Below are 14,436 nucleotides of genomic sequence, written 5' to 3' on the forward strand. Positions count from 1 at the left end.
AGACATCACTGCCGACATGACTCGTAGAAGAAAACAGTTGTGTCCACCGTAGCTCGGACCATTTACTCAAGACGTCGTTGAGGATAACGTTTTGGTCAGCATCGAAGGCAAGGACAAAGCGCACATGCCATCACTGAAGATGGTGACGGCAACACGTGGAGTTTTGAAGCCACTGGGGAATTGGCTAAGGACTTGGCTCACCACTTGTTCGGAAAGCCTGTTCGGCTAAAGGGCAGTGTCCGTTTGCCTAGAGATGCAGCAGGGTAATGGCAATACAGCAGTCTCAAAGCAGTTGAATTTCGACCGCTAAACAACGATACCTTGGCTGAAACGGTTTGCAGAATTCGTGATCTCCCATTAGATACCTGGAAACAAGATATTGACCCCGTTGCAATGCTTAAATCGCTTCGCGATGAAGATTGCCTCCCACATCGTTGCTCAGGTCAAAAACAGAATGATTAAGGCTGCTTGGCTGGCTGTGGTGGCGGCTGCAATGCTTGAACCGGAACCTGAATGATGATTGGGGCAGACTGAGTTGGCAACGCTTGAGAAGTGACCTTCACACTACTGGCAACGAAGCCGCCAACGCCAAGAATGCCTGCGAAAAGGGCTAATACCGTCGCGAGCATCCATGTTCGATTTTCTTTTTGAGCCTTCTCGAAATCGGTGTGCAACTCCCCCACTGACTTGTCTAAATCGGCACGCAACTCCCCAACCGACTTGTTTAAATCAGCACGCAACTCCCCCACCGACTTGTTTAAATCAGCGCGCAAGCCTTCAAAATCGGCCTTGGTGGCAAGTGTGGGGATGATGGTTTCAAGTTGGACTATACGTGCTTCCATACCGTCATCATGTGGCAAATCGCTGGCAACGTCCAGCGGGGTGAGGCAGTAAGGTGCAAGGAAACGGCGCTGTTCATTTTATAGGTGGATCTCCGCTTGTTCCGCGTAGCGAAGCCGCATCGCTTTCGAGCAGCATCCGCACATAGCGCGTGTATGGCACACCTTTCGTTTTGGCCTTAGCTTTCAACGCTTCCAGTAGTTGGGTGGGTAATCGCATATTCAATACGGCTGTTTTGGGTTCGATCTCAAAGTGCATCGGCTTAAACCCGGAAAGATCATAGAGCAACAGGTCGGCCTTAGCGACGAATTCATCAGCCGCTACGTCGCTACGCAGCGATGGCATGGGCTTAGATTTGACCTTCATACATAATGATTAATCTCTTTCTGGTGCATATAACGGGGGCTGATAGGACGTCGCTTGATACGGCCTTCAGTCTCTTTAAGCATGAATACAAGGCATACGTAATGTCCTGCTGGGGGTTGTGAAAGGGAACCATCTGAAATTTCGGGACGCCTGTTACTGTTAAGACAGGCTAGAAGTTATCGCTGAGATAACGGCTAATAAAAATAGCTGCTCTTTTGGTGACTATGGGGAGAGCAGCTATCTCTAAAGTTTCATTTTTACTGTGCGCCCCAGTTCCCCACGGACCTAAACCATCAATGCTGGCAGAAACATCTTGTGCAATATAAGAAATATCCGCTCCTCCACGTTCAGCCGCTGGCGCTGCCTGCAATGGTTCTCCACCCAATGCCGTACTGATAGTGCTGAATTGGACTAAAAGTTGCTTGTTGGCATCAGTCTCCGGCATAACCGGGATGATATCTTTGAATATCAATTGACTGGAGGTGAGCGGTAATGGAGTCACCGTAATGTCACGCATCTTTTGTTCTGCGAGGCTTTTCTGTGCATTGGATAAAAAGCGCAAATCGCCATGCACTAATGTTTGTGCTGCAATAATGGTTTTCTGCCCGCTAGCATGACCGATACCTTGCTGTACATCTTCACTCACGGTCTGTCCACCAAGAATAATCCCTGGATTAAGGGTTAAACCGGACGTATCCGAAAGAGTGGTGCGAAACATATTCAGCACCCGTGCAATTTCATAAATAGCACCAAAACCAGCACCAGACTCAAATATTGTGGATGAATGTCGTGATGTACCACTGCTGGAAAGATACCATTCACTTAATCCTCTTCTATTGGTCACCAGCTGGTTGGTGGTCAGAGAGAACTCAAACCCCAGTGCAATATCACTGCCCTGAGCGGCTTCACGTAGTGTTTTACGCGATATTTCGGTTGGCTTTGCCGCCTGCTCCTCATCGCCGGTAAGTACGACCGTGATATTGGCATTCTTTAGTTTATCTACCTGATCCAGCGCCTTGAGAGCATATAAGAGCGTGACTATGCCACCTTTATCATCAATGACACCCGGCCCTGTTGCTGATTTTTTATCCGAGGAAAGCACGAACGACTGAAAAGGACTGTCAGCAGGAAAAACCGTATCTAGATGACCAATCAACAAGATCCGCTTCCCCACTCCGTGATGGGTAGCCACTAAACTGCCGGCATGTTTCATTGATGGAGGGAGGTCGACCCATTGTGTTTTGAAGCCCATACTTTCAAACTGTGGGCGAATCAGTTCACCAACTTTTTTGACACCCTCGTTGTTTGCTGTGCCGCTATTGATATTGACCAGACGCTCTAATAACTCGAGTTGATTTTTTTTATTTTCATCAATGTGATTTATTAAAACGGTTTCATCTGGATTTAACGTTGCATTGGCAATAGGGATATCGTTGACACCTAATAAAACCAATATCAGAAAAAATATTCTTTCTTTCATGTTTATCCTCATATAGCCGTTAACCTCCACGTTACAGGTACAGACGGCCTAGGGCCTGCCCAACCCACATCCTGATCGCATTGAGCCCACGGTCGACCAACTTCTGCGGCCAGTATCGACCTTAGCATCATACGATCACCCAAAGTAGGCGGACCTGGAGCATCTCGATGATGTCCCCGATGCTATACCATGACCGAACTTCTTTTCACTGCGCGCTGAGCACGTGCCAACAGAGCGCCAAACGCCGCGCCGAGCAGATGCGCAACCCACGCCACGCTGCCAAAGTCGAGCACGCGTGCAGCAAACACCACCTGCAGAGCAATTAACTGGCGAACGCAGTGCAGTCATGCAGGAACAGCGCCAGCCAGCCCTCGTCGAGCGCAAATACGACGGCGCTGGCACCGATCACAGGCCAGTCGATCAGCACCACCGCCGCACCGTTGGTCAACTCGCCGGTACTATGGACGCAGGTCATGCTGATGGCACGTGCGATACACGGGCCGAACATCACCAGGCCGGTAAGATTGCCGGATAAATGTGCAATGCTGGTGTGGAGCAAGACCGTCATCATCGTGACGCAATCCCTAGTGCAATGGTCACCTTGAAATTTCCAGAAGTCGTGGTATTCGGCCACATATCCAGGACAGGCGTGGCCAGATTTGGACTCACCAGCACCGCGACGGCGACAAGCAAGCGTAAATCCCTCGTCGTCGCCAGCGATTGAATCTGCCAGCCAGCGGACACATTAGCGGTGACTGTTGACGTGATATTGATGTTCAGCATGGCTGCTGCAAGCATGTCATCACTCATGGCCACCAGCGCACCAAGAGACGGAACCGCCACTTTGGTAACCGTCGTTATTTGTCCACGATGCCAACGTACCCGTATCCGCAACAGACGCACTCGTAAGGCAGGGCTATCAGATGTGCGCCTGCATGACATGAGAGCCCAAGACGGGAAGGAAACGGGAAACGGTCGAAGAGGCATCGCAAGTATTAGGTCATTCCGATACACAAGTAATGCAGCGGCGCTACCGACGGAGGATGACAACCCGGTGATTATTAGACAACTCAGCGTTTATTAGACACGCGGAAAAACAACAAGGGCCTTCATCTCTGAAAACCCTTGCATTTAAAGCAATTCATGGCGCCCGAAGTTGGACTCGAACCAACGACCCCCTGATTAACAGTCAAGTGCTCTAACCGGCTGAGCTATTCGGGCAATCTTAGGATTGTAACCAGCCACTCATGGGTGAATCAACATTATTTCCAAAGCATTTTCTGGAACATCGCGACGCTTTCAGCTAAAAGCAATTCCTGAGTGCTTTACCAGCACTCGGATAATTGGCCTTGACTATTCGTCTTGACTCCAGCCTGGTTGATAAAGAGGGTACCGCACTTATCGTCTTGCTGGGCTCCTTGTGGCACGGCACTGACAGTAAACGCAGAGAGGGTGGGATCGCCAACAAACTCTACACCATAAAAGGCAACCCCCTGGCGTGGGGATTGGGTAATCGGGTTGGTGGCAGGGAATCCAACATAAGTATTGTTCACAGTACGGAAACGCTCCGCTAACTGGGCAATTTCTACCAAATCAGCCTTAGCCTGATCTCGATGCCCCTTGCGAATGTAATTCCGGTAGGACGGGTACGCAATGGCCGACAAGATAGCAATGATGGCAACCACAGCCATTAACTCGATCAGGTTAAATCCGTATGATCGATGCAGCGCACCCATCCGCATTGACCTGCTGGCGCTCTCATCCTTTAGGATCACAATCATCGCAACTGCCTCCACGATTGTCGTCCACATGCTCTGAGCACTGAAATGGACTTGGTTGGATCATTTGGATCAATGATGACCTCGCTGCATCGGGTATCCACAGGCCCGGCAGGTTTCTCAGGCACCAAAGGACAATCATCTTCACCTGGATTGCAGAAAACCGGTTGCTTAGGCATCGGCCGGGTCACGGCAATACTCTGAATTGGAGCGTCGCCACCCGTCGAAACCGCACCGGTGTCACTATTACCAACGCTAGACCTGGAACTACGAGACGGTACATTGACCTGACCAAGCGCAGCACCACCTGTAGTAGCATCTAATGCATAAAGCCAATTGCTACCGCCTGGAGCGCAGTTCACACTCACCCCCGGCACGTAGGTTGAGAAGAAGACACGTCCACCCTGCAACAATGGCGCGGCAATGGAACGCTCACCCTGTGGATCCTGTCCCTGTACCACTAAATCGACATACCAACCACGCTTGGTCATATAACTCAGCTGGTTACGGGTCACAATGCGGGTATCTGGCGAGGTCGGGTTGTCGCTGGCCTGGATCATTTGAGCTGATAAGGCTGCACGCCCCGCAGTGACAGGGCTCCCGCTATCCCAGATGCCATACAACGTACTGAGGTCTTTGCTGCTGTTGTCACTGACAACAAAGTAGCGGCCACTGCCAAAATAGATCATATAACCAGCGTTCGGCCCCACCGCCACCTCCAGACCTCCCGTAATCGATTGGCGATAGCCTTTGGCATCACGGGCAACAAATAGCGGCATTGGATTGTTCAACCCATCCTTGTAAGCGATACCCCAGTTTTCTGGATCTTTGCCCATGAGGTTGAACTTCCAAAGATTACCGTGCAAATCAGCGCCGTACACCATATCGACCAACCCGTCGCCATCGGTATCCAACACCGCTAAATTGCCCAGACCGTTATATCCCATGTTCGCAGGATCAGTGCCATCGGGATCAATCCCGTCACGCGCCTCAATCTTGCGGATAAGCTGGCCAGTAGCCAGATTCACGATGAAGAGCACCGCCCGGCCATTACTGCTGTTGTAACCGTTTCCGAAGATTGCCGCCCAACTGCCATCCTGTAACGGCACGATGTAGGGCTTGCCCATGGTGTACCCCATATCATCGTCATTCTGGCTGTTAATTTCCCACAACACATTCGACTCCGCGAAAGTGGTTGGGCTACTTACATCCAAGGCAAACATCGAACGGCCGCCAGCTCCAGTGCCAGCAACCAGCACAGTCTTCCAGCCTCCCCCCAAATAGGCATCGCTCAATGTCAATTTGCCATCAACATAGTAGCGATGTTGATAGTCCCGGTTAGCCAGGTAACCCAGTTGGTGAAGCACACTGTTGGGCACATACGCAAAACGTTCTGTCCCCTTATCGTCAAAGGCATGCAGCATGCCGTCGTTCGCACCAACAAAGATATGCTCAGCGGCCGTTGAGTCCCGGCGAGCCTTAATAAAAGCAGAGTAGCTGTCGCGCTGCACCTGCGGTAACCCACTCGCAGTGGCCCACCCATAATTCGCACGACGCGTCGCGACAACAGGAATCGAATTAATAATGTCACCCAGCGGAGCGAAACGACGGCGGAACGGTGCGCTATTGAGTGTTACACCCTCCATGCTCTTATCACCACGCAAATAATTCACTAATTGGTTGGGCGTGACAGAACTACCGAAGTCATCAATGACACCACGTGCTGTATACCCAAGGTGGCCGAAGACCTCTGCGGCATCAGTAGCTGCATCACCGCTACTACTCTGGACCAGCTTTTCGGCGACGAAAGGACGCACCACAGAGGAGCGGTTGGTTTCGTTTACATTGCTCAACGCCGTATAGATCAGACGCTTCGATATCCCATTGATACCACTCGGCACACCAGCGCTTGCCAACCACAGCACATCGCCTACCATGCCATTGGGATTGATCCGATAAGCAGTCATCTCGCCCGTCCAATCTTTACCATCATTGGTGCTCGAGTAACTAGGGATCACTGCGAACGATGTACTAGAAACACTTGTCCCAACAACCGCAACCGAACCACTGCTACCCGCCTGATTCTGGATGGCCGCAAACGCTTTAGCCACCTGCTTACGCAAATAGAGCGGATTGTTCACTGGAAAATAATCAGCCAGAGCACCATTACTATCGAGGATGACGCCCTGATCATGACCATACTTGGCCGCATACCACAGTGGATCTTTTAACAACACCGCATTCGTGCCTTGAGAAGCAACAGCAAATGTTCGCGTCGCAACAGGTGGCAAGCCATTACAATCCCCAGGCATCGGAATAGCATTGCAATAACCCGGTGGATGATCAGGAGGAGTATTTAGTTTGTAGGCTTGTTGTCCCGCACAGCTACTGCGCGTACCGTCATTACTGTGGCCATCAGCAAGATCGCACACTTCCAGGTACACACCGTCCTGTGTGGTCCCAGAGATGACATAACCCATATGCTGGTCCATGGTACCAGCAGAATATTCAGTTTTGAGTGTCACCACGAGTTGATTCTTGGCATCGACGGAAATCGTGTAAAGCACGATTACGTCCATGTCATGATCAGCGCCTTGTTCCACATCCTCGTAATTGATGCGGAACTCTGCATAGGGGCGGCCACCATTGACGGTTGCATCGTAGTCCATCCCAGAGGAGCCGGCCATATTAGCGATACGCTGCACATAGAAATCGACGATCTGGTTGGTAGGCTGGAAATTACCAGTCGGAGAAATACCGGCACCACGCACAGATTTGGCGAACGGTACTAGACTCACTCGACCATTGCCAACAGGAAATTCAAACTTCGGAAGCGGTGAGGCCAGTGCAACAGCATAGGTTCGTACGAATTTGCTGCCGCCGATCTTGTGGTTGGCACCGTAGCGGGCAACCGCAGCCGAATAATAAGTGCCACGCTTGCTGGGTTCCTCAGGAGCTAACCCGCGCACTGTGGATAAGTTGCTCACCACTTTCGGTGTTGGCGCATTATCGGAGTTGTTATTGGATTCGCCGATAAAAACCAGTTTGCTACCGCCACCCTCATCTGCCCAGATTCGATCAGCCTCTGCGGAAACGTCCAAATTGCGCAGCGAAGCAGGATCAGCCGATGCATTGAAATTGGACCAGCGCGAACCGGGCAACTTGTAATCATAAGAGGGGTTGATATCGCTGAACACCGTCATTGTCGGCTGCGCACAGAGCGAATAACCGCCGCCTCCCTGATCGACAGACGTATACGGCGGCTTCCAACTGGGGTGCGAGAGCTGCAACGTGGCGATGTCCTGTGAACTGTCATTAATGTCGTACTCAATACGTGGCGCCGTCGCTCCTCCGAAGTAACGTAATGTTTCGTACATCATCTCAGCGATGGGATTGCCCCACATCCAACACTCGCCCTCACTCACGGGGCGCGTCGTGATCCATCCGCACCCATATGTATGGTTCTTATAGCTGAAATCCAGCATACGGAAACTACTGATCGTATGTACGATTCCTTTGACGTCTTTCCCACTGCCGCAGTTGCCATTCAAGCAAAACTGCCCAGTCACCTGATTAACCTCACGAGAGAAACTGGATACATTGCTGTGCAAGACACCACCAGTGATGTTCTTCTGGTATGAACCGGTCAGTAGACCAAAGTACATGCGATCGTTCTCCCCATAATCATGCAAGATTCCGGTCGGCTTATAGGACGTGTTGTTCTGATAGAGCTTACAGTTGCTCTCGCGCAGTTCCTCAGCAACAGAGCAGGTCTCAACCCGTAACGGGTAATCACTGATACCTGTGGAACCCCCACTCATACAACTGACACGCTGATTTTGGGGAGTAAAGCAATCGCTACCAGCCACTGGCTGCTCGATCGACACCCAATTCCAAACACGGAACGTGGTATCAGCAAGTACACGTAATTGTGGAATGCCATTATCACTGAGCGTCGTCACCGCAAACAAATGGTAATGGCCACCGCTAGGTGCACTCAGCGGAGCATACTCAGAGATGTCATAGCCATCATGCGGTACGCCGGCGTACTCCTTCCCCCAGCTATGCGCGTCTTGTGGAGTAAATGAAGCACGCAAAATAGTCTGCGTCGGCGTGTCGACTTCGCGATAACCGCCAAACAACACCTTGCGCAACGCATCCATGCGCGAAGTCGTTAAATAATTCAGGAAATCACCACTCCAGGTCCCTGCACACTTTTTTCCGTTGCTCCCTTGGGCAACAGAAACAGGCTGAAACATATCTCCGGTCGCGCGATAGCACACATTAGAGTTGTAATACCCGTAATAAGTAATCTTATCTGGCTTGTAACCAACATCCAGTACGCCATCACCGTCCAGGTCGGATGCATCGTTGTAGGCCTCGTAGTACAACTTATGATCGCGCCCCATCACTAACATATTGAGTGGTGGAACCACATTGCGGGTGAACAACGGTGCCTGTGCGATATCCAGCGGGCCAGGCGCAGTGATACCACGCCGTACAAGGAAACCGATGCCAAGCAACGTGGCACACAGCAGAACGTACTTAAGAACGTTGGTTTTCATGGTTCAAGGTCTAATAAAAATAGTGTCGATCGATGACAAGGAACTTGAAGCATCAACGGAATTACGATCCCGACTGAATACAGTGATGCGGAACATGTTGCAGCCACTCTCGGATCGATCAACACTGGCACTGGCACTGCACTGTTGCATGCAAACACTGATGTTACGCACCAGCGCCTCAGCAACCACGTCATTGCCGACACTATTCACCCAAGCAACAGGATCATAGGGAACCGAGCAGTTCTGGTAGTCATACTCGGTTCCCGTGTTGATCACGGACTCCTGATAACGCACCAACGACTCAGCCCCCTGAAAAGCCATGTTAGCCGCGAGATAATTCGCAGACATGCGCTCCTGCATGGTTGCAATCTGCATGCCGACTATTCCAACCAACGCCAACACCACCAACACAATCAGCGCAACGTATAGAACAGCTCCTTGCTGCGAACAGCGGCGACTTTGAAGATGCGAATCGACAAATTCTTGTGGCTTCATCATCAGTTTCCAAATAACCGGTTGCGCAAAGCCACCGTCGTCTCGTAAACCGCACGATAGTGATCATCAGACGGTGGAGTGACATGAACCGATAGCACTGTCGGATTGACTGCCGCCTTCAGCGCATTGGCACGTTCTTGCCCACCACCACGCACCAATAATCCGATCTGCACCGCACCAACCCGGCGCCAACGCAGCACGTTACTCGCATCACCAATGATGCTTGCCGGATTCGTATGATCGATGTAGCCACTTGATGTCGCTTTGTTCAACGCTGCGGAATCTTCACCATAAAGAAATTGCAAGGATTCCACTCCCTCGACCAACTCCTCGACGTTCGTGGACAGTTCAATCCCGGCAGGCACCGAAGTCCAATGGGCACGATACAGTGCTGGAACCCCACGGTCGTTCAAGCCGATGTAATAAGCAATCGATTCGGCACGAAACAACGTTAAATTCCCTGGGAAAAACGAGAGCGCATGATCGTAAGTACCAACGAAATCAAGTGTGGTCTTGTTCAGACCGCTGGCACTGACATTCATCCCTGTCGCAGTCGGTGCAGTACTGGACTGGAAGACACTGGCCCCATTGCAATCGGCAATGGCATACAAGCCGCTGCCACCGGTCGCGACTTTACTGCTCCCCTGAACCGACTCATCAGCATAAGAGATGGTAGGACTGGACGCTGGATTGAAATCCTTCAGTATGTTTCCCTCAGGGGAAAGATAACGTAGTACTAGAACATCGCTTCCCTTGAGCGGTTTTAGAACTGCAAGTTCAGCCGGCAATACTGGATTCCAATCAGACGCATTACCGACGACCGGGACAGCATCAAGCGACAGTGCACTGCCTCTCCCTGTACCAACCGCATCGAATCCCTCAATAGCAATGTCAAAACGCAGCGGGAATGGTTGATTGGCAACGTTGTTGGCATTGCGATCGGTCGCATTGAGAAACAACGAACGGATATTTCCTCCATTCGGGTGGCCGTTATCATCAGCAGACAGCAGCCCTTGATCATTGATACACCCCACATGACCAGCCATGCGGATATCACGTGTCAGAAAATCCAGTGCAAAACGGCCATTCTCCTGGTTGCGTGCGATACCTTGTGAAAGTTTGTACGCAGTCCATGAGGCAACAAACACCTGGATCACCCCGACAATCAGTATTGAACCGATCAACAGTGCGATCATCAGTTCGATTAACGACAGCCCCCTGGTACGGAGACGGGCAAAGGCGGAGGAATAGATCGTCATAATCGGCTGCTCAGACTGAAAGTGCTGACTTGCTTGTTCACATCAGTCTCCCAATTTTGATCCCCCCAACGCATCGTCACGGTGACTTTCCCATTAGTCGCCAACTTTACTTCTGCACGGCCATCAGGGAGCGCGCTCACCACTTCACAACGCCAACGTGCCATGTTGGCAACTGGGGTAGCGTTTTCAGAACGATTGCAATCGGTGCCGTCGACACCATCGAAACTTTTATAGGTGATGGCCGCGTAATAGCCAACCACACTGCGCTGGCTACGCATGATGTCTATCAACTCGTAAGCCAAGTTACTGGCAATCGTCCGCTGCTGGGCACTTTTAGTGAAACGCACATTCATGGTTTGCAGAAGCGCGAAACCCAGCAGACCTATGCCAAGGACGAGCAACGCGATGAGCACTTCGATCAACGAAACTCCAAGCGGACGCACAGACCACTGCCAACAACGGTTTGAGCGCCCTCTCATTGGCACACACCCTTGTCCACCTTCGCTTGACCGGTCGCGGTGATAGTGACGGTACGCTGTAATGGTTGGCCTTCGCAGTCATCAGGACGGAGCGTCACCACTTGATTGTTCGATCCACGCCGCAACCCATGAGCATCAAAAGCAATAGGCAACGCATTGAGCGCTGATACTGACAATTGAGGACTGCCCTGAACGTAGCGCAAGACCGCCTCGCCCTTGTCGAAAATGCCATTACCGTTGGCATCATTCCAAACCAACCAACCCTGACTCCATTGATCACCGCACGTATCGCCATTAGCACTTGGACACACACCACCACCATGCGCGCTGCACACCGCCTCACTGCGTGCCAACGCGATAGAACTTATCAGTTCATTGGTCCTGGACGAAACTCGAGTCGAGCGGATGAGACTGTGGAAACTGGGAAACGCCATCGCCGCCAAAACAGCGACGACAACAACCGCGATCATTAGCTCCATTATCGTGAAGCCGCGCACATCGTGTGGCATCTGAATGCTCCACAGCGTTAATGTCTAAAACTATCGCTGTAAAGCAGACACTGTCAGCACATTACAGAGCAAACACTGTCGGACAAACGGTCAGTGGCAACCGACAAACGTTAAACAACTGCTACTTCAATCGCTTTCCAGTCCTCAGGCCAAGACTTGGTAACAAGGCTTATACTCTCCGGCAAGCTTCATCCGACGCTGTTCGACAAACGCGAACAGCAGCGCATCCAACGCTTGCATCATTGACGGATCGCCATGAATCCGGAATGGGCCAAACTGTTCGATCTGACGGATACCATCTTCCTTGACGTTACCAGCCACGATGCTGGAGAACGCCCGGCGCAAGTCTGCCGCTAACGCGTGCGCCGGACGGCCATGATGCAAGTCCAACGCAGCGACAGCCTCATGGGTGGGCACGAACGGCTGCTGAAACTCGAACGGGATATGTAACGACCAATTGAAATAATAAGCATCCTTACGTTCCTTACGGAATTCGCGTACCTGGCGGATGCCATCGCTCATCTTGCGTGCCACAGTAATCGGGTCGCCGATCACGATCTGATATCGCGACAGCGCTTCATCGCCCAAAGTCAAGCGAATGAAGCGGTCAATCTGCTCAAAATACGGCACGGCGGTGGCCGGACCTGTCAGGATCAACGGAAACGGTAGCTCGCGGTTTTCATCACGCAACAGCAAGCCCAGCAAGTACAAAATCTCTTCGGCAGTGCCCACGCCACCGGGGAACACAATGATGCCGTGGCCAATGCGGACAAAAGCCTCCAGGCGCTTCTCGATATCCGGCATGATCACCAAATGATTGACAATCGGGTTTGGCGATTCGGCTGCGATGATGCCGGGCTCGGTAATGCCGATGTAGCGAGTGTCATGGCGACGCTGCTTAGCGTGCGCGATCGTGGCGCCCTTCATCGGTCCCTTCATCGCACCGGGACCGCACCCTGTGCAGATGTTCAAGCCACGCAAGCCAAGCGCATAGCCAACCTGCTTGGTGTACAGATATTCATTGCGCGAGATCGAGTGACCTCCCCAGCACACGACCAAATTGGGTTCTGCAGACGCCTGCAAAATGCGAGCATTGCGCAACTGCGCGAACACCGCATTGGTGATGCCATTCCCAGTCCCCAGGTCAGCGGCATCACTCGATGCGAGATCAACCGCTATATAGGTCAAGTCGCGAACAACCGCAAACAGCAGATCAGCCACACCACAGATGATCTCATCATCTACAAATGCGATTGCGGGCGCATGGCTGAGCTCAATACACACACCACGATCGCGCTGTATCACATGAATGTCGAAATCCGGATATAGATCGCGGATGGCGCGTGGATCATCCGAAGCGCTACCACTGGTCAGGACCGCCAATGCGCAACGGCGCAACAACTCGTGTATCCCCCCGCTGGAAACATCGCGCAGCCGTGCCACCTCCACTCGCGACAACAGATCCAAACCGCTACCTGGGTAGATCCTGGCATCCACCACTGTGCGCTCGCGCACCATCACCTCACTGCCGTGTTTCATGCATCACCTGTGCTGTCCTACCAAATGGCAACAATGTAGCGCACTCCTCAGCATACCCAACACAGACCAGCAGATGTCACACAACGTCAACAATGGCGATCAACGTTGTGAAGGGCTATGCACCTCATTGACCTGCAGGGTCGTCGGCAAGTACACACCATTTTCGGCGTACACACTGATCACAGAGATCCCTTAGACGTACTTGCCATGAGATGCACCAACCACAGATGCGGCAACATGATCACTGGGATAGTGCGGTTCCACGAAAATCTCCACAGAGACGCGAATCACTCTGCACCCAGTTAAAACGCTTGACGGATGACAGGACACGAAGAACGCTGCCGCTGTCATCCAGCCGTGATTACGCGATATATCTGCCTGTGTTGCTGCGGACAAGCAACTAGCTCCACGGATCGACACGTTGCCCTCTGAATACATTCCAAGGCGCTCCGTACGCCTCAAACGATGCCGTGCGGCCCAGACAAATTTCGTAACTGCTGCCCATGATGGTTTGCAAGGGATGGTGTCTGCTTCAAACCTAAACATAAGTCGTCATCAAGCAAGACAAGATAGGCACCGTACTGGCACGTCGTCATTGGCCACTGCAACTGCCATGCGGAATTTTGCTGCTGGAGCGCCAGTGAACTCATGACCTACGGCCAACCTCCATATCAATATCTGTTCTGTCATGCCTGTGCTTATATCCGCCTTGTATCACTCTTCACCTGATCAAAAGTACACCCGACAGCACACCAGTCACCACTGTACGGTGATGGGCGAATAGACCAAGTATCGATCCGATCCTGGATCGTTGCAGAACATTACATGCATCACGCCCAAAATCGCCTGTTGAACAAGACTGAATTGCAAGCCTGCAACGCACCATTGGATGGACCGCATCCGCGATACGCCCTACGCCCTACGCCCTACGCCCTGCATGCAGTGCATTGTTACAACAGTTAGACTGATGCACTGCACATCGCCGTGCACTGTTATTCCTGAGCGCATCCGCGCAATGGACGTTGTGGTATCGGTGTAGATGACGGATGTCATGTTCTTGATCGTCTCTAAGGTATTAAAGAACATGGAGCGGCGATACACGCTCAGTACGATTGGATCAGCGATC

Annotated in this window: 13 protein-coding genes and 1 tRNA gene; all 14 read right to left on the reverse strand. The window is 51.8% G+C overall.

Annotation, left to right across the window (positions count from 1 at the left end):
* Positions 1 to 458: 458 nt before the first annotated feature.
* The 14 genes from PLS229_RS09135 to ppnN all read right to left on the reverse strand — a co-directional run bounded on the left by PLS229_RS09135 (position 459) and on the right by ppnN (position 13,310).
* Positions 459 to 842, reverse strand: a complete 384-nt coding sequence (locus PLS229_RS09135; protein ID WP_038270376.1) for a hypothetical protein — start codon at positions 840 to 842, stop codon at positions 459 to 461.
* Positions 843 to 915: 73 nt separating this feature from the next.
* The gene (locus tag PLS229_RS09140; protein ID WP_051482251.1) at positions 916 to 1,206 is read right to left on the reverse strand and encodes a BrnA antitoxin family protein; all 291 of its coding nucleotides are present in this window, start codon (positions 1,204 to 1,206) and stop codon (positions 916 to 918) included.
* Between the two features lie 169 nt (positions 1,207 to 1,375).
* Complete coding sequence (locus PLS229_RS09145) at positions 1,376 to 2,686, reverse strand: M20 family metallopeptidase (protein ID WP_038270375.1); 1,311 nt, start codon at positions 2,684 to 2,686, stop codon at positions 1,376 to 1,378.
* Between the two features lie 182 nt (positions 2,687 to 2,868).
* Positions 2,869 to 2,994, reverse strand: coding sequence for a hypothetical protein (locus tag PLS229_RS12490; protein ID WP_267903158.1), 126 nt, complete (start codon positions 2,992 to 2,994; stop codon positions 2,869 to 2,871).
* Between the two features lie 14 nt (positions 2,995 to 3,008).
* On the reverse strand, positions 3,009 to 3,257 hold the full coding sequence (locus PLS229_RS09150) for a rhomboid family intramembrane serine protease (protein ID WP_114867176.1): 249 nt from the start codon (positions 3,255 to 3,257) through the stop codon (positions 3,009 to 3,011).
* Positions 3,254 to 3,496, reverse strand: a complete 243-nt coding sequence (locus PLS229_RS09155) for a hypothetical protein (RefSeq protein ID WP_152536573.1) — start codon at positions 3,494 to 3,496, stop codon at positions 3,254 to 3,256. The genes PLS229_RS09150 and PLS229_RS09155 overlap by 4 nt, the downstream gene beginning before the upstream one ends.
* A gap of 334 nt (positions 3,497 to 3,830) precedes the next feature.
* A tRNA-Asn gene (locus PLS229_RS09160) sits at positions 3,831 to 3,907 on the reverse strand.
* Between the two features lie 104 nt (positions 3,908 to 4,011).
* Positions 4,012 to 4,467 carry a type IV pilin protein gene (locus PLS229_RS09165; protein WP_038270453.1) on the reverse strand — a complete coding sequence of 152 codons (456 nt, stop codon included), beginning with the start codon at positions 4,465 to 4,467 and terminating at the stop codon, positions 4,012 to 4,014.
* A complete protein-coding gene (locus PLS229_RS09170) occupies positions 4,464 to 9,029 on the reverse strand; it encodes a pilus assembly protein (RefSeq protein WP_038270373.1) in 4,566 nt (1,521 codons plus the stop codon). Before PLS229_RS09170 ends, PLS229_RS09165 begins: the two co-directional genes overlap by 4 nt.
* A 3-nt stretch (positions 9,030 to 9,032) precedes the next feature.
* The gene (locus PLS229_RS09175; RefSeq protein ID WP_038270372.1) at positions 9,033 to 9,527 is read right to left on the reverse strand and encodes a pilus assembly PilX family protein; all 495 of its coding nucleotides are present in this window, start codon (positions 9,525 to 9,527) and stop codon (positions 9,033 to 9,035) included.
* A complete protein-coding gene (locus PLS229_RS09180) occupies positions 9,527 to 10,783 on the reverse strand; it encodes a PilW family protein (RefSeq protein ID WP_038270371.1) in 1,257 nt (418 codons plus the stop codon). The genes PLS229_RS09175 and PLS229_RS09180 overlap by 1 nt, the downstream gene beginning before the upstream one ends.
* A complete protein-coding gene (gene pilV, locus PLS229_RS09185; RefSeq protein WP_038270370.1) occupies positions 10,780 to 11,262 on the reverse strand; it encodes a type IV pilus modification protein PilV in 483 nt (160 codons plus the stop codon). Before pilV ends, PLS229_RS09180 begins: the two co-directional genes overlap by 4 nt.
* Positions 11,259 to 11,732 carry a GspH/FimT family pseudopilin gene (locus PLS229_RS09190; protein WP_230428237.1) on the reverse strand — a complete coding sequence of 158 codons (474 nt, stop codon included), beginning with the start codon at positions 11,730 to 11,732 and terminating at the stop codon, positions 11,259 to 11,261. Before PLS229_RS09190 ends, pilV begins: the two co-directional genes overlap by 4 nt.
* Before the next feature lie 183 nt (positions 11,733 to 11,915).
* Positions 11,916 to 13,310: a nucleotide 5'-monophosphate nucleosidase PpnN gene (gene ppnN, locus PLS229_RS09195; protein WP_051482249.1), complete on the reverse strand. Its 1,395-nt coding sequence runs from the start codon at positions 13,308 to 13,310 to the stop codon at positions 11,916 to 11,918.
* Between the last annotated feature and the right edge of the window lie 1,126 nt (positions 13,311 to 14,436).

Source organism: Xylella taiwanensis, from assembly GCF_013177435.1.
Taxonomy (GTDB): domain Bacteria; phylum Pseudomonadota; class Gammaproteobacteria; order Xanthomonadales; family Xanthomonadaceae; genus Xylella; species Xylella taiwanensis.

Coding starts and splice junctions, on each gene's coding strand:
- PLS229_RS09135 (WP_038270376.1), bottom strand. CDS start 842: ATGGAAGCACGTATAGTCCAACTTGAAACCATCATCCCCACACTTGCC.
- PLS229_RS09140 (WP_051482251.1), bottom strand. CDS start 1,206: ATGAAGGTCAAATCTAAGCCCATGCCATCGCTGCGTAGCGACGTAGCG.
- PLS229_RS09145 (WP_038270375.1), bottom strand. CDS start 2,686: ATGAAAGAAAGAATATTTTTTCTGATATTGGTTTTATTAGGTGTCAAC.
- PLS229_RS09150 (WP_114867176.1), bottom strand. CDS start 3,257: ATGATGACGGTCTTGCTCCACACCAGCATTGCACATTTATCCGGCAAT.
- PLS229_RS09155 (WP_152536573.1), bottom strand. CDS start 3,496: ATGAGTGATGACATGCTTGCAGCAGCCATGCTGAACATCAATATCACG.
- PLS229_RS09165 (WP_038270453.1), bottom strand. CDS start 4,467: ATGATTGTGATCCTAAAGGATGAGAGCGCCAGCAGGTCAATGCGGATG.
- PLS229_RS09170 (WP_038270373.1), bottom strand. CDS start 9,029: ATGAAAACCAACGTTCTTAAGTACGTTCTGCTGTGTGCCACGTTGCTT.
- PLS229_RS09175 (WP_038270372.1), bottom strand. CDS start 9,527: ATGATGAAGCCACAAGAATTTGTCGATTCGCATCTTCAAAGTCGCCGC.
- PLS229_RS09180 (WP_038270371.1), bottom strand. CDS start 10,783: ATGACGATCTATTCCTCCGCCTTTGCCCGTCTCCGTACCAGGGGGCTG.
- pilV (WP_038270370.1), bottom strand. CDS start 11,262: ATGAGAGGGCGCTCAAACCGTTGTTGGCAGTGGTCTGTGCGTCCGCTT.
- PLS229_RS09190 (WP_230428237.1), bottom strand. CDS start 11,732: ATGATCGCGGTTGTTGTCGTCGCTGTTTTGGCGGCGATGGCGTTTCCC.
- ppnN (WP_051482249.1), bottom strand. CDS start 13,310: ATGAAACACGGCAGTGAGGTGATGGTGCGCGAGCGCACAGTGGTGGAT.